A 13,867-nucleotide genomic window follows, 5' to 3' on the forward strand; every position below is an offset into this window, starting at 1 on the left:
AATCGACTTCCGAGGAGGACCTCCGGGTCGAAGAGGGGTGCTTCTGTTGCGGGGGCGCGGCGGCGGGCAAGGCGCAGGTCCGAGGCAGCCGCCGCGCATGCGGTTGTTCAGGTGGCGTTGGGCTCGGTGAGGGTTTGTTCGCGCAATTTGGCCAGGGTGCTGGAAAGGATTCGGGAGATGTGCATCTGGGATACGCCGAGGCGTTCGGCGATCTGGGTTTGGGTCATCGATCCGAAATAGCGCCAGATCAGGATCTGTCGTTCCCGCGCGGGCAGTGCCGCGATCAACGGCCGCACCGCCATAGCGTCCTCGAGCAGCCCATAGCATTTCTCGTCGCGGCACACGGCGGTCCCGGGCGTGCAGGGGCCGTCGAGGTCCTCGTCGCGAATGGTCACGTCGAGTGAGTTGGTGTTGTAGCAGTTGGCTGCGGTCATCGCCTTGACGACCTCGACCAGGTCGACGTCGATCTCGGCGGCGATCTCCCGCGCGGTCGGCAACCGACCCAGCCGTTGGGCCAGGACCTCGGTCGCCGGGCCGATCTTCGCGTGCGTCTCTTTCACTCCGCGTTCGACGCGCATCGCCCAGGTGCGGTCCCGGAAGTGGCGGCGCACTTCGCCCATGACCGTCGGCACTGCGAACGCCAAGAACGAACTTCCCCGGACAGGGTCGTAGCGATCCACCGCCTGCACCAGTCCCACCCGCGCGGTCTGGAGCAAATCCTCGAACGCCTCGCCACGACCGGCGAACCGGCGCGCGATGTGTTCGGCCAGCGGCAACCCGCACGCCACGATCTGCTCCCGCATCCGTGCCCGCCGCGGATCTTCCGGGGCGAACGCGGCGAGCTTCTCCAGCCACGGCTCGAGATGCGCATACCCATCCCGGGCTGATGGACCCTCCACGCGGGCCGAAGATCGAGACGCGGATGTCTCGAACAGGCAACATCTTCACGCCTGGCACCCGCCGTGGCGCAGAACGTGCCCGGCTATTGAGAAACCGGGGAGCCTTCCGTTGCCACCCAGGCCTCGCTGCGCACCCGGGAATGGATCGGACGCCGCGAAAACCGGTGCGTCCGTGACCTTTCCGGCACCGGCAAGAGTCACTTCACCGAAGCCCTCAGTCAATCACAGCGGTCAGCGCGTCGATGGCCGACGCGGTGTCAGCAGAGGTGTCAGGGGTATGTCAGGTCGGTGCCAGTCGGCCCGGCGAGGGTGTGTACATCGAACACAACGACCGGCGCCGACACCGTTTCAGTCGGTGCCACAACCGATTTCGAGGAGTACACGACATGTCCACCACCATCACCTTGACCGACCAGGACAACAGCACCCTGCGCACCGCCGCCTACGGCGCCGTGTCGCTGATGGCCGCCTCCGGTGCGCCGCACAAGGGCATCGCGCACGGCTCCATCGCCCTGACCTCGGCGACCGGGCTGGTCGGGCATGTGCTCGCCGCCAAGTCCAAAGACATCCACCTGCACGGCAAGTCCGTCGCCGAACTCGCCGACCAGGTGCTGCCTGCCCTGACCGCAGCGATGAGCCTGCTCGGCAAGCAACATCCGGCCGAGGCCGACAACTTCCGCGGCACCGTCCTGATCGCCATCGAAGCCGCCGCCGGGTCCCGCAAGAGCGAGCCCAGCCCCGCCGTTGCTGCGATGGCTCACAAGATCACCGCGGCCCTCGACGCCGCCTGACGGATGCGGGATCGGCGCAACACAGCTGGTAGCTGGTCGCGGGGTTCTCTTCGGACCCCGCGACGCGGCCACCGACCGTCAGACCTCAGGGTGCGGCCGCGTGGCCGTTGGGAAACGCGCGATAGGCGGGATCATGGTGTCTCCGAAGCAAGTCCGAAGGAGAGCCCACCGGAAGTAGCGCACTCCGTAGAAGTTCCCGGCCGGCCATCTCGGTCGAGCTAGGACGGCTGACGGATCTCGGTGACGATGGTGTAGAGCTCGATGATGACGCCGTCTTTGGTACGAGCGATGTCCATGCCGCTGACCACCGGAGGTTGGTCGACAGGGCCGTAGTGGAAGCCGAGGTGGCCGATGTCGTCGAGCTCCGACGCGGGGCCTGCGGGCCGGAAGACCCAGTCCGGATTTTCGGCACGCAACTCTTCGGCGCGGCATTCGAAATCCTCGCGCCTGCGCACCGGGCGGTCCGATTCATGCCACACCACATCGTCGGTATAGGTCTCGGCGATGGCTGCGGCCCGGCGAGCCGGGTCGGGTTCATCGAAGACGTCGAGAAGGAAGGTACTGCTCGTGCGGACGTGATGATCGTGCTGAGCTGTGTCGGTGACGACGGCGCCGGAGGCGACACGCCGAACACCAGTCAGGTTCGTGCTCGGCGGTGAGATCAGTCGGTGATAAGGCGCGGCGCCCGTTCCGGCAGGATCCCGGCCTGGACGAGTTCCTCGTAGATCCGCTGCTGCTCATCGTCGAGATTGGAGTACAGCATGTCGTACGCCAGCTCTTCCTCGGCGAGCACCGCCACCGGATCCCAGTCGTCACCGAGCGCCGCGACGACGGCGCTGCGCCGTCGGGCCTCGTCCAGCGTGAGGTCGTAAGCAAAATTGTGGTCGGCCATTCGGCATCTCCAACCAGGTTCTTTCCGATAACGAATTGATGACGATGCCCAACCCCACCTCCTCGGTCAATGACCTGCATCACATTCGACGGTCGGACTTCGTCACATTTGATGCCCGCGCACGGGCTGGACCAGGGAGTAAATGCGTCCACATAATCGCCACGACACGTTCCCCCTGAAGTCGGGCACAGCGACGCTTTGACCGTCTTGTCCGAAAATTCCGATCAATCGCGGAACGGTGTCGGTTGTGCGACGGATCGGTGGAGATACCGCTCGTTGCCATCTCCGCCCGCGCGTAGCTGTCACATGCTTGCGGACAGAGGTCGGCCCTGCTGCACCCAGCGAAGGGAGATACGCGGTGGCATTGGGACGTCGTCGGCTGTTGATCGGCTTCGCCGGTGCGGGTGGCCTCACCCTGGCCGGATGCGGGCGGCTCGACCCCGCGCCCCCCAAACCCGCCACGATCCGATTCGATCCTCCACCTGGTACCCACGACGTCGATGCGCGCAGCCCCGGCACGGTCACGGTCACCGACGGGACACTGCGGTCGGTCGAATGGATCGACGAAACGGGCAGATCACTGCCCGGCGCCCCGGCACCCGATCATCGAACCTGGACCAGCGCCGAACCACTCGGCTACGGACACACCTACACCGCCAGAGCCGTGGCGCAAGGCGAAGCCGGCGACGTCACCGCGACGACGACCTGCACCACGGTGCGACCGCAACAACTCCTCGACGTCTCCCTGCGCTCCGCCAATCTCGTCGAGCTGGCCGAAAACGACACCTACGGAGTGGGTTTCGTGCTCGTCGCCCATTTCGACGAACCCGTCGACCGGGCCGCCGCGGAACGCCATCTGAAGGTCACCACCCAGCCCGCCGTCACCGGTGCCTGGTACTGGCTCGACGATCACAACGCACACTGGAGGCCCGAGCGCTATCACGCGCCGGGAACCAGAATCACGATCGAGGCCGAACTCTTCGGACGCGCGCTCGGTGACGGCCGCTACGGTCTGCGCGACCAACGGGTGTCGGTGATCATCGGCCCCGCGCACGTCGCGATCGCCGACGACGACACCAAACAGATCGAGGTCTTCGACAACGGAAACCTGGTGCGCACCATGCCCACATCGATGGGCAAGGGCGGCTCCACCGTCGTCGGTGGCAGATACCTGTCGTTCTGGACCCGCCCCGGCATCTACACCGTGCTCGACCGGAACAACCCGGTGATCATGGACTCGTCCAGCTACGGCCTGCCGACCAACTCCGGCGGCTACCGCACGAGCATCAACAACGCGGTCCGCATCAGCCACGACGGAATCTTCGTGCACGAACTGGCCGCAACCATGTGGGCCCAAGGCAACACCAACGTCTCACACGGCTGCCTGAACCTCTCCCCCAACGACGCCGCATGGTTCTACGACTTCGTCGTCCCCGGCGACGTCGTCGAGGTCCGCAACACCGGCGGCGACCCCCTCGACATCTGGCAGAACGGCGATTGGGGCATCCCCTGGGCCGACTGGCTTCGCGGCGGCACCCCCGCGTAACACGAAAAGGCTTCGGAATGGACCGAAACCGCTGCTAGAAGGTCCCTGTTCATATGCCATCGCCGCCGCGACAATCGGTATCGGCGAGACGCCCACGCAGCCATGAACCATCTGTGCAATGTCGCCGACCCGATCTACCAGAGCTACGGTACCGACCTCTTCGGCGGCCGGATCACCACGCCTTTCTACTGACACCGACTGATCCTCCGGTTGTGCCGCGGCCGGTCGGTCGACGCCGCAGCAGGCCCCTGCTTCGATGACGCAAGTCCCTCGACCCGCACGTCGATGTACTCGAGCAGTCGCCAATTGGCAGGTGTACTCGATCTCGGACTCAGGCGGATGTCGCCGCGCCGTTGCCCCGGCATCCGCACCGACTTCGTTGTCGCTCAGGCCCGATAGACCGAAAGTCACGTTTGTCTTGCACTCCTAAGAATGACGATCTCCGCAGGGGTTGACACGGGTAGTCGACTACGCCAATTTCACGACAGACACCGGCGAGAACGACGGTTTCGGAGGAGCGCAGCCGCAACACTGGCACCGACGAGCCGGCCCACCGATCGGTATGCCGTTCAACCCGTCTAGGCGGCGATGGAATTGGAGTAGTGCGCTACTACAGCTCGGCTGGTGATGCGGTGGATCGAGCGATGACGAGCAGTGTCAGCGGACCGTGGGTCGGTTGCCACTTTCGTCGAATGCCATCTGTTCCGGGCTTCCCAGGAGACCCGCCCTCGACGCAGGTCCAATCGACCCTGCCGACAGAGAAACATCACCAGCCACATAGGCAACTTTCGTCACTACGGTAGCGCGCCAACTTGCGCTGGATCAGCGCAGCCGTCGGGACGCGAACCGCCAGCGTTGATCCGCCGCAGGTCGAAAAGGAACGCCTTGGTCATGTTCTTCGCGACCTGGCCTGTGACGACGCTGACGAAGTAGCCCATCTCGATCCGCAGCGGTGTCGATGTCCACCTGCGCGCCCTCGATCGCGGCGGCCAGGATTGCCCGCGGGGCGGGCATCGGCGCGCCTTTGACCTGTTTGCGGAGGTTGGCCGCGAAGGCCTGCAGGTTTGCCATGGACGCCGGGTCCGACGGCGAGTCACCGAGCATCCGGTAGCCCTTGGCGTCCCACGGTTACACGGCCCCGGGTTGGCCTTGATCCACTCCTTGGCCGTGGGCAGCAGTTCGTCCACCGAGGACACCAGCTCGTCGCTGAGGCCGACTTCCTTGGCCTGCGCCGGCTCTCCCGGCAACTCAGCCGTGTCGGCAGGTCACCGGCCTGACGTGACAAGTATCGGCGTCCGGCCACCAGTCGGACGCCGATACCGCTGTGGCTGATCCAGGACCTCGATCGGTCCAGCGGTTGGTTCCTGCGGTGCGGGGCCGCATTCGAGGAGAAGATCCTGGATGTTTGCCCGCGTGCGGTGACGGTCAGCGGATGAACGCCTTCCGGAGTGCTGTCGCTGCTTCGGTTCGCGCTTTCTCGCTGTCGTCGAAGGTGTGCCGGACGAATTCGTGGATCATTCCGGGATAGCGGCTGACGGTGACCGGGACGCCGGCTGCCTCCAACCGCTGGCCGTACTGTTCACCCTCGTCTCGCAGCGCGTCGTACTGAGCGGTGATGACGAGTGTCGGTGGGAGCCCAGCCAAGTCGGGGGCGAGCAGGGGCGAGACTCTGGGATCGAGCTTCTCCTCTTCAGCGGTCAGGTAGTTGTCCATGAACCAGTGCTGGGTGGCCCTGCCGATATTGCCGTACTTGCCCGCGTACTCGCGGATGGAGTAATTCGTTCTCCGGAAATCGAGGTCGGGATAGATCAGCAGCTGGAAGACCAGATCAGGCCCGCCGTGATCCCGCGCCGTCTGCGCGACAACGGCCGCCAGGTTGCCTCCGGCACTGTCGCCGCCGACAGCAATCCGAGCGGGGTCCCCGCCTATGCCGGCCGCGTTGTCGGCAACCCACTGCGTCGCGGCGTAGCAGGCATCGGGTGCTGCCGGAAATCTGTGCTCCGGCGCCCTCGGGTAGTCGACGGAGACCACGATCGACTCGGCCCCATTCGCGAGACTTCGGCACAGACCATCGTGGGTGTCCAGATCGCCGAGCATGAACCCGCCACCGTGGAAGAACACCAACAGCGGGAAGGGGCCCTCACCCGCCGGAGTGTAGATCCGAACCCGAAGATCCCCATCCGTTACGGGGATCATGCGGTCCTCGACGTCGGCAACAGCTTCGGGCTCGCCCAGCAGAACAATCCCCCTACGCACCCCTTCGCGCGCCTGCTCGACGGGGAACGTATGCAGCTCACCGAAATTGAATCGGGCGAGTCGCTCCAAATACGCCTCGACCTGCGGGTGCAACGAGATCCGGTCTTCTCTTTCTTCGGTCATGCGCCTATCGTGCAACTTGAAGCGCGATTCAAGTCAAGGAGTAATCAGGCATGACGTCGTTGGATATCGCCGAAGTCGCCGAGCGGGCCGGGCTGACCCCGTCCGCGTTGCGGTTCTACGAGAAGCGGGGCCTCATCGAGCCCGACGGCCGCAACGGTTTACGCCGTACCTACCACCCGGATGTGCTCGCACGGCTGGCCCTGGTGACCTGCGCCCGCTCGGCCGGGTTCACCATCGCGCAGATCGCCAGGTTCCTGACAGCCACCCCCCAGGACGCCGAACTCCGAACCCACTTGGCCGACAGAGCCAAGCAACTGGACGAGGACATCGCCCGCCTGACCAGGATGCGAGACGGCCTGCGCCACACCGCGACCTGCACCCATCAACCGCTGGCCGACTGCCCTGAATTCAAAAGCATTCTCGCCCCTCCGGAAGCTGAGGCAGTGCACACCGCCGCGTAACTTCGCGAACGACCCGGCGGTGGTGACTCACCTGCCTTCGACCGAAGGATCACCGGGTGAAGAAGGCCGTGCGCTGAGGCGGCTACTCGCTCGCCTGGAGCGACTCGTGTTCGGCCAGCTCCAGTTCGATGAACGCGCCGACCATCGCGCGCCAAATCGTCTCCGCGACATCGGCCGACAAGCCCGCCGCGTCCGCCCGCTCCCGCACCGATGCGATCAGCTGCGCGAAGCGGTCGGGGGCGCGGACGGCGTGCTCGTCACGTTTGAACGTCGCCGCCGCGCGCACGAGTTCCTGCCTGGTCGCGAGGAGTTCGATCATCGTGCTGTCGATCGCATCGATCTCGGCGCGGACCTCGGCAAGAGAGGACGGAGTATTCACGGAGGGCGACACTAGCAGTCGAATCATGTTGCCGTGGAATGTGTTTGTTCACCGATCGGATGAAGGCCACTCGGCGCGCCCGCCGGCTCGGGTACGGGCTGTCGGTCCTCGGTGGCAGGATGCGGGTGTGGGTGACTATTTCGAACGAATCGTCGACCTCGATGTAGCCTCGGCCGACGCGAGCACGCTGGCCCAGCACATGGTGGACTGGATGGTGTCGCGGCGATGGCTGCTTCGGGAGACTTCGCGCGACGCGATGTACAGCCTCCAGGTCGACGAAGGCTTTGTGCCAGGCCCCGACTGGCCGCAGATCACCCAGGAATGGGGCGCCGACTGGATCCCCGGCCCCGTCGCCGTCATCGTCGGCCGCCACGACCACTATTCCGGCCGCGGCTGCATCGAACCGGCCTCCGCGGTATGCCCACGCTGCCAGGCCACCACCGTGATCATCGACTACCCGCAACAATGGGAAGCCGATCCCGCCGTATGGCAGCCGTTCTCGGACGCGATCGACGCCTGGAAGCGAACAGGTACCGGCGCGGCAACCTGCCCCTCCTGCACCACACCGAGCCCCATCACCACCTGGCAATGGGCGGACGACTTCGCCCTGGGCGCCCTCGCCTTCGACTTCTGGGGTTGGCCGCCCCTCACCGAGGACTTCATCACCGAATTCGCCGCCCGACTCGGGCACCGAATCGAACACCACATCGGCAAGTTCTGAACCGAGGCTTCCAACAATCAGCTCAGCGCCGCGCGGCGACTGTCGAGCTCGGCGCGGAGCTCTCCTTCGCGGTACAGGCCGCCGCAGCCCTCGGCATCCGCGTATCGCCACGGCGTCCAGCCAGTTCGCCGAGCACCAACTTCGCCCCGCCCCTCAGCAGACCTGCCGCGGACCGGTGAGTCGATGCGCCAGAAGGAAGTCCATCATCCGGCGCTGCAACGTGAGTCCCGACGGTGACTGCATGAGCAGCCCGCCGCCGATGTGGTCCGGTCCGATGGGTGTGACGAATTGTGCCAGCTCACAGCCGCTTCCGGTGTAGTGCTCGATGGTCGCGGGGACCGGATCCGCAGTGGTGGTGACCGCCGTCGGCGCGTCGGCGAGGGTGAGGTCGCCCGCCCGCCGATCGGCGCCGAGCCACTGCAGGATGTTGGCACGGCCGATCGGGTAGAGGCTGGTCTGATCGGCGAGGTCCTGGAGGAAGAAGGCCGGGACAGGGCGGGCCCGCGGGCCCATCGACGCGACAATGGTGGCGCCGGTGAGATCCGCTTCGAGCGGCTGCAGGCTCATGCCGTACGGTCCACCCGCCATCGGGGCTATGGCGGCGTACAGATCCGGATACGTGGCCGCCATGACAGTGCTCATGCCGCCGCCCGCGGAGTAGCCGCCGACATAGACGCGGGCGCGGTCGATCCCGAACTCCTCGATCAGGGTTTCGGTGATGCCCGCGACGATCGAGGGCTCACCGGTGTCGCGCTCCTGGTTGGCGGGGTCGAACCAGTTCCAGCACCAGCGCTCGTTGGCGTCGCTGGTCTGGATCGGGTACGCGAGGACGAAACCCCGCTCGTCGGCGATCCTCGTCAGCGAGAAGCCGTTGTCGGCCAGTTGCGCTTCGGGGTCGGTGCAGCCGTGCAGGTAGATCATCAGGGGTTTGCCCGCCGTGTCACCCGGCGGCACGTGCAGGTAGTAGTTGCGGGTGCCCGCCGCATTGGCGTAGCTGCGCCCGGTGATATCGGCCGCGTACGCGCGCGGACTACCGAGCGCGGCCAGACCCGAGGCCAGCAGCAGCACGGCGGCCATGACCGCCAGCCGATTCCGAGAGATGACGCGGTCGATCAACTGCACTCCCCACACGAAAGCACCAACGAATACTCGCGACTCGCACCTCGGGGCGATCCTTCGATGCGGGATCGGGCTCTGCCGAGCACCGGCTCCCTCTGAAGGGTAATTGGACACAACTCAACCCTGCCGCCGATCCCCACGCCTCGACGAATGTCCCCGCCGGCGTCGGCGGTGACCATGGTCCCGTCGGCCCGGGCACGAATCCTCTCACCGAGCTGGACTCATGCTAGGAGGCTCTTGGACATGGACAAGGACAAACAGCGCATCGCGCTCGTGTACGCGACCGATCAGTACGGGGATCTGCGTAACTGGGCAGAGATCCGCTCGTGGGCCGAAACGATCGCCCTAAGTCTGCGGCTGCCACCAGCGCGCTCCACCACGATTCATCCGTGAAAGGCCGCACTCCATGAGCTATCACCGCGATCCTCTCGCGCCCGCGATCCACACAGCCCACGAGTGGCTGCGCGCCATCGCCGACGGCCTCGCCACCGATGACCGGGCGTTCGCCCACCGCGTTCTGCGCGCCTGGCTGCACACCGTGCGTGACCGCATCAGTATCAATGCGAGCGCACATCTGAGCGCGCAGTTGCCCGAAATGCTGCGCGGAATCTTCTTCGAGGACTGGGTACCCGCTCATGTCCCCGTTTCCCACGACGTCCCCTCCTTCCTCGACCAATTCGCCCACGAAGCAGGCGTCACGCACGACGAGGCGGTCGCACTGGCTGGTTCGGTGACCGAAACGCTCACCGGCTTGTTCTCCCCCGGCCAGCTCGACCACGTCTTCGTGCTGCTGCCCGAGGACCTGCGGCGAATCCTGGTCGGCGCCGAACTCGCCGGTCCGTTGGCCGCGAGTTTCGCCGGGCGAAGGGAGCCGTCCCGTTTCGACGAGCTCGACACCCGGCTGCGTGCCCTGTCGGAGGCCGTGGCCGTCCTCGTTCGCGGACTGGAGAATCCGCTCGAAGGTGTATCCGATGGCACCGCACGAGTGTCGGCCGCACAGGAGGCCCATCGAATTCTGCTCGTCGAAGGACTGATCGAACCCGTGGCCCCGACTACCGACCGGTCACACACTCGATGATCGCGTCCCGGGTCGTACTTCGTCCCAATCCGGACGCGGTCGCCGTCGTCGGCGCCGACGGCGGGCTCACCGGTCTGATCACCTCGACCGACCTGGTCCTCGCCTGTGATCGCTCCGCACGGGGCCTGCCGCCGCGCGGCAGGCCCCGGACCGGGCTCCCGTCCGCCATCGCCTGCCTCTCATCGGGATTCGTCCGGCAGGTCGAGTACCTGACCCGCGGTGGCGCCGCCGTCGAGCACGAACTCCGAGCCGGTCGAGTAGGTGGCCTCGGTGACCAGGAAGCGCACCATCGCCGCGACCTCCTCCGGTTGGCCGAAGCGTGCCAGCGGCTGGCTCGCGACGACGGATTCGTCCATCGCCGCGGTCATCGGCGTGCGGACCGGGCCGGGATGTACCGAACACACGCGAATGTTCGCGCGTCCCAGCTCCAGGGCGGCGGCTTTGGTCAGGCCTCGCAAACCCCATTTGCTCGCGACGTAGGCGCCGACGCCCGCGTAGCCGATCAGCCCGGCGGCGGACGAGATGTTGACGATGACCCCACCGCCCGCGGCACGCAACCGCGGCGCAGCCAGGTGCATGCCCAGCCAGGCACCGTAGAGGTTGACATCGATGACGTGACGAAACATCGAGGAAGGCTCGGACTCGATATCGCTGAAGTCGACGATTCCGGCATTGTTGATCAGTACCGCCAACGGACCGAACTCCGCCTCGGCGTCGTCCAGGACCGCACACCAGCCCGCCTCGTCGGTCACATCCAGGCGGCGGAAGATCACATTCGGGCCCAGTGATTCGGCCAGCGCGCCGCCCTGGGAGTCGAGCAGATCGCCGGCGACGACCGAGAGGCGCTCCTTCGCCAGGGCGGCTACGACGGCGGCGCCGATTCCGCGCGCGCCGCCGGTGACGACGGCGCTTCTGCCCGTGAGTTCGGCCATGACGATCCATACCTTTCGGCTGGCTGCGCACGATTCCCTCGTGATTCAGCATCGTGCGAACCAACGGCAGATGTGACGGCCGAAGGTCACCGATTGCCGGGTCCTCTGACCACGATCGACCCGCGGCGACGGATGGCGGCTCTGTGGGCGGCCGGACTCCGCCACCTCGATCGGCAGGTCGCCGATGGCGGCCGCAGGCCCGATCTGGCAGGCGAGCGGCCGGCCGAGGCGCTGGTCGAGTTGCTCGCCCGATTCCATCGCTTGGCGCGCCGTAGCCCCGATGTGGAACGGGCGGGCACCGCGCGAGCATTGCGCGAGCGGTGGCGGACGCTGCCGCAACCTCTTCGAGAAGAACCAGCGTGCCCGGTCGCCCCAAACCTGCCGGAGCAGATCGACCACCTCGCGATGCGGTACCTGGACGGCCGAATCCCACTGTTCGACAACAGGATCGCCGAAGGGCGCATTCTCGAAGGGCACGGGGATCTGCTGGCCGAGGACATCTTCGCCCTCCCCGACGGCTTTCGGGTCCTGGATTGCCTGGACTTCGACGACCGGCTGCGTCACCTCGACTGCCTCGACGACATCGCCTTTCTGGCCACGGATTTCGAGTTTCTCGGGAACCCGGAATTCGGCGTACGCCTACTCGGCGACTACGTGCGGGCGACCGGCGACCCCGCACCGATGTCGTTGCGCTCCCACTACATGCCTATCGCGCCACCGTCCGGGCGAAGGTGGACCTGATCTGTCTGCTGCAAGGTGACGGCGCCGCCGGTGAGCATGTCATCCGCCATCTGCGCATCGCCCTGAATCACCTGGAGCACGCTGCTGCTCGCCTCGCGCTCGTCGGCGGCCTGCCTGGGACCCCATGCCGACCGGAGCTCGTGACGGCAAGCGATTCTGCTGTCTGGTCGAAGACGATCAGGGCAACTGGATCACGCGCTCGAATTCTGCGATCGCCTTCGCCAAACGAGCCCGCGACAGGGTGTGCGGCCCGCATTCGCAGGAGGCGGGTAGTGCGTCGTCGGTGAAGTCGTCGGCCGCCAGCAGGTCGGCGTATCGGGTGCCGTTCCGGTGGGAGCCATGTCCGGTGTCGACATAGTCGCGACCACCGTGGGCGTGCAAGCCGGTCACCGATCGGAACACCGGACCCACGGCGGTGTCGAGCACTGCCGCCACATGATGACCACGTCCGCACTGGACCCGGACGAACATGTCCTCCGTACGCTGCTCTGGCGAATCCAGAGCCTGTTCTGCGATGCGCCGCCGGTCGGGCGCCGAGAGATTCGAAGTCTTGGCCATGACATCACTATTGCTCGGGTCCACCAGCCTCGACAGGGGCCGAAATCACCCAGTCCCGGGACGAACGGCCCCTCCCCGCGCGACAGTCATGGCCGCCCGGTCGGCGGCTCCGGCTCACGCCCGCAGGCCGCCATCGACGACGCATCTCGGCCCCTCGGATACAGGGACTTCGGGCGCACTCCTCGACGACGACGTGGACAGCGGGCGCCCCCACGGTCGTCTTTGGACCCGGTCATCGGTGACCAAAGACCGGCGCGGCGTCCCCATATCGCGGCCTAACGTTCGGCTATCCCGTTGCGGAAACTCTTCGGACGAAAGGCACGCATATGTCCGCCAAGACGAACCCACCGGTCGTGGTCGGAGTCGACGGCTCCGAACAGTCGCGCACCGCCGTTCGCTGGGCGGCGGTCTACGCGGCGCGTCACCGTGCGCCGCTGGACCTGGTTCACGCGATCGGAGTACCGGTGGACTACGGCCCCGGTCTCGCCGGGCCGGTGGTCGACTACGAATCGCTTCGTCAGGCAGGCGCAGAGATAGTCGCCGCCGCGGCCCAGGTCGCGAGCGCGGCGGCCGCCTCGTTCGGAGCCATCGAGGTGTCCACAGCCGTGGTGAACGCCGCGCCGATACCGGCCTTGCGAGACCGCTCCGAGAGCGCGCGGCTGATCGTGGTCGGCAGCAGAGGGCTCGGCGCCTTCCGCCGCACTCTGCTCGGTTCGGTCAGCACGGCGCTGGTCAGGCATGCCGACAGCCCGGTCGCAGTGATTCCCGAAGAAGCAGAGCCGATCTCGCCAGGACCGATCGTGGTGGGCGTCGACGACTCACCATGCAGCGTCGCGGCGATCGACATGGCGTTCGAGGAAGCCTCGCTACGCGGCGTCGGTGTGGTAGCAGTGCACGCCTGGTCCGAATTCGAGCGGTACCAGTCGCGCGCCGAGATGCAAGTCGAAGCCGAAGCGCTACTGTCGGAGAACCTCGCGGGCTACATCGAGAAATACCCCGCCGTTCACGTCGAGCGCGTCGCGGGGGAAGACCGACCTGCTCGCCTCCTGCTGCACACCGCGCAAACCGCCCAGCTGCTGATCGTCGGCAGCCACGGCCGCGGCGGTTTCGCCGGTATGACGCTGGGTTCGGTCAGCCAAGCGGTGCTGCACGGGGCGGAATGCCCGCTTATCGTCGTGCGGCCCGACACCGGCCGTTGACCGTGCCACCGTGACTGTGCTGGTCAGCCCGACCGGCTCCGCGCCGATCCGACACTGATGGTCAGTATTCGGTGTCGCGGCGGCGGAACCCCGCCGCCAACCCGGCTGGGGCCATCGCGGTGAGGAACGAGGATGGTGCGGCGGGTGGCGGTTTGCAGCGAATGCCTCCAGC

The 13,867-nt window shown here is 66.5% G+C and carries 16 protein-coding genes and 1 pseudogene; 8 read left to right on the forward strand and 9 right to left on the reverse strand.

Annotated features, from left to right (window positions below; translation table 11 throughout):
- Positions 1 to 107: 107 nt before the first annotated feature.
- On the reverse strand, positions 108 to 899 hold the full coding sequence (locus ACRWNM_RS29910; protein ID WP_431971478.1) for an RNA polymerase sigma factor SigF: 792 nt from the start codon (positions 897 to 899) through the stop codon (positions 108 to 110).
- A 386-nt stretch (positions 900 to 1,285) separates the two neighbouring features.
- On the opposite strand from ACRWNM_RS29910, the gene ACRWNM_RS29915 reads away from it, so the two are divergent.
- Positions 1,286 to 1,690 (forward strand): hypothetical protein, encoded by a 405-nt coding sequence (locus ACRWNM_RS29915; RefSeq protein ID WP_431971479.1) that lies wholly within the window; start codon positions 1,286 to 1,288, stop codon positions 1,688 to 1,690.
- Between the two features lie 218 nt (positions 1,691 to 1,908).
- Here ACRWNM_RS29915 and ACRWNM_RS29920 read toward each other — a convergent pair whose 3' ends face one another.
- The gene (locus ACRWNM_RS29920; protein ID WP_431971591.1) at positions 1,909 to 2,355 is read right to left on the reverse strand and encodes a nuclear transport factor 2 family protein; all 447 of its coding nucleotides are present in this window, start codon (positions 2,353 to 2,355) and stop codon (positions 1,909 to 1,911) included.
- Positions 2,352 to 2,582, reverse strand: a complete 231-nt coding sequence (locus ACRWNM_RS29925; protein ID WP_431971480.1) for a DUF6400 family protein — start codon at positions 2,580 to 2,582, stop codon at positions 2,352 to 2,354. The genes ACRWNM_RS29920 and ACRWNM_RS29925 overlap by 4 nt, the downstream gene beginning before the upstream one ends.
- A gap of 358 nt (positions 2,583 to 2,940) precedes the next feature.
- Between ACRWNM_RS29925 and ACRWNM_RS29930 the strand changes: the two genes are divergently transcribed.
- Positions 2,941 to 4,128, forward strand: a complete 1,188-nt coding sequence (locus tag ACRWNM_RS29930; RefSeq protein ID WP_431971481.1) for an Ig-like domain-containing protein — start codon at positions 2,941 to 2,943, stop codon at positions 4,126 to 4,128.
- An 800-nt stretch (positions 4,129 to 4,928) separates the two neighbouring features.
- Here the strand turns inward: ACRWNM_RS29930 and ACRWNM_RS29935 are convergent.
- Positions 4,929 to 5,363: pseudogene (locus ACRWNM_RS29935) on the reverse strand (3-hydroxyacyl-CoA dehydrogenase); the annotation flags it as partial.
- 190 nt (positions 5,364 to 5,553) lie between these two features.
- The gene (locus ACRWNM_RS29940) at positions 5,554 to 6,507 is read right to left on the reverse strand and encodes an alpha/beta hydrolase (protein WP_431971482.1); all 954 of its coding nucleotides are present in this window, start codon (positions 6,505 to 6,507) and stop codon (positions 5,554 to 5,556) included.
- A gap of 50 nt (positions 6,508 to 6,557) precedes the next feature.
- Here ACRWNM_RS29940 and ACRWNM_RS29945 point away from each other — a divergent pair, with 50 nt between their 5' ends.
- Positions 6,558 to 6,968 carry a MerR family transcriptional regulator gene (locus tag ACRWNM_RS29945; protein ID WP_431971483.1) on the forward strand — a complete coding sequence of 137 codons (411 nt, stop codon included), beginning with the start codon at positions 6,558 to 6,560 and terminating at the stop codon, positions 6,966 to 6,968.
- Between the two features lie 82 nt (positions 6,969 to 7,050).
- Here the strand turns inward: ACRWNM_RS29945 and ACRWNM_RS29950 are convergent, their stop codons facing one another.
- Positions 7,051 to 7,347, reverse strand: coding sequence for a chorismate mutase (locus ACRWNM_RS29950; RefSeq protein ID WP_431971484.1), 297 nt, complete (start codon positions 7,345 to 7,347; stop codon positions 7,051 to 7,053).
- A 127-nt stretch (positions 7,348 to 7,474) separates the two neighbouring features.
- On the opposite strand from ACRWNM_RS29950, the gene ACRWNM_RS29955 reads away from it, so the two are divergent.
- On the forward strand, positions 7,475 to 8,068 hold the full coding sequence (locus ACRWNM_RS29955) for a hypothetical protein (RefSeq protein WP_431971485.1): 594 nt from the start codon (positions 7,475 to 7,477) through the stop codon (positions 8,066 to 8,068).
- 153 nt (positions 8,069 to 8,221) lie between these two features.
- Here the strand turns inward: ACRWNM_RS29955 and ACRWNM_RS29960 are convergent, their stop codons facing one another.
- Positions 8,222 to 9,190, reverse strand: coding sequence for an extracellular catalytic domain type 1 short-chain-length polyhydroxyalkanoate depolymerase (locus tag ACRWNM_RS29960; RefSeq protein WP_431971486.1), 969 nt, complete (start codon positions 9,188 to 9,190; stop codon positions 8,222 to 8,224).
- A 240-nt stretch (positions 9,191 to 9,430) separates the two neighbouring features.
- On the opposite strand from ACRWNM_RS29960, the gene ACRWNM_RS29965 reads away from it, so the two are divergent.
- Positions 9,431 to 9,580, forward strand: a complete 150-nt coding sequence (locus ACRWNM_RS29965) for a hypothetical protein (RefSeq protein ID WP_431971487.1) — start codon at positions 9,431 to 9,433, stop codon at positions 9,578 to 9,580.
- Positions 9,581 to 9,593: 13 nt separating this feature from the next.
- On the forward strand, positions 9,594 to 10,265 hold the full coding sequence (locus ACRWNM_RS29970; RefSeq protein ID WP_431971488.1) for a DUF2267 domain-containing protein: 672 nt from the start codon (positions 9,594 to 9,596) through the stop codon (positions 10,263 to 10,265).
- A 179-nt stretch (positions 10,266 to 10,444) separates the two neighbouring features.
- Here the strand turns inward: ACRWNM_RS29970 and ACRWNM_RS29975 are convergent, their stop codons facing one another.
- Entirely contained in the window at positions 10,445 to 11,197 is a 753-nt protein-coding gene (locus ACRWNM_RS29975; RefSeq protein WP_431971489.1) for an SDR family NAD(P)-dependent oxidoreductase, read from the reverse strand.
- 93 nt (positions 11,198 to 11,290) lie between these two features.
- On the opposite strand from ACRWNM_RS29975, the gene ACRWNM_RS29980 reads away from it, so the two are divergent.
- The gene (locus ACRWNM_RS29980) at positions 11,291 to 11,938 is read left to right on the forward strand and encodes a hypothetical protein (RefSeq protein ID WP_431971490.1); all 648 of its coding nucleotides are present in this window, start codon (positions 11,291 to 11,293) and stop codon (positions 11,936 to 11,938) included.
- Between the two features lie 177 nt (positions 11,939 to 12,115).
- Here ACRWNM_RS29980 and ACRWNM_RS29985 read toward each other — a convergent pair whose 3' ends face one another.
- Positions 12,116 to 12,496, reverse strand: coding sequence for a hypothetical protein (locus ACRWNM_RS29985; protein ID WP_431971491.1), 381 nt, complete (start codon positions 12,494 to 12,496; stop codon positions 12,116 to 12,118).
- A gap of 326 nt (positions 12,497 to 12,822) precedes the next feature.
- Here ACRWNM_RS29985 and ACRWNM_RS29990 point away from each other — a divergent pair, with 326 nt between their 5' ends.
- Positions 12,823 to 13,695 carry a universal stress protein gene (locus tag ACRWNM_RS29990; protein ID WP_431971493.1) on the forward strand — a complete coding sequence of 291 codons (873 nt, stop codon included), beginning with the start codon at positions 12,823 to 12,825 and terminating at the stop codon, positions 13,693 to 13,695.
- Positions 13,696 to 13,867 lie beyond the last annotated feature (172 nt).

Source organism: Nocardia sp. bgisy134 (assembly GCF_965341865.1).
Taxonomy (GTDB): domain Bacteria; phylum Actinomycetota; class Actinomycetes; order Mycobacteriales; family Mycobacteriaceae; genus Nocardia.

Coding starts and splice junctions, on each gene's coding strand:
- ACRWNM_RS29915 (WP_431971479.1), top strand. CDS start 1,286: ATGTCCACCACCATCACCTTGACCGACCAGGACAACAGCACCCTGCGC.
- ACRWNM_RS29925 (WP_431971480.1), bottom strand. CDS start 2,582: ATGGCCGACCACAATTTTGCTTACGACCTCACGCTGGACGAGGCCCGA.
- ACRWNM_RS29940 (WP_431971482.1), bottom strand. CDS start 6,507: ATGACCGAAGAAAGAGAAGACCGGATCTCGTTGCACCCGCAGGTCGAG.
- ACRWNM_RS29945 (WP_431971483.1), top strand. CDS start 6,558: ATGACGTCGTTGGATATCGCCGAAGTCGCCGAGCGGGCCGGGCTGACC.
- ACRWNM_RS29965 (WP_431971487.1), top strand. CDS start 9,431: ATGGACAAGGACAAACAGCGCATCGCGCTCGTGTACGCGACCGATCAG.
- ACRWNM_RS29970 (WP_431971488.1), top strand. CDS start 9,594: ATGAGCTATCACCGCGATCCTCTCGCGCCCGCGATCCACACAGCCCAC.
- ACRWNM_RS29975 (WP_431971489.1), bottom strand. CDS start 11,197: ATGGCCGAACTCACGGGCAGAAGCGCCGTCGTCACCGGCGGCGCGCGC.
- ACRWNM_RS29985 (WP_431971491.1), bottom strand. CDS start 12,496: ATGGCCAAGACTTCGAATCTCTCGGCGCCCGACCGGCGGCGCATCGCA.
- ACRWNM_RS29990 (WP_431971493.1), top strand. CDS start 12,823: ATGTCCGCCAAGACGAACCCACCGGTCGTGGTCGGAGTCGACGGCTCC.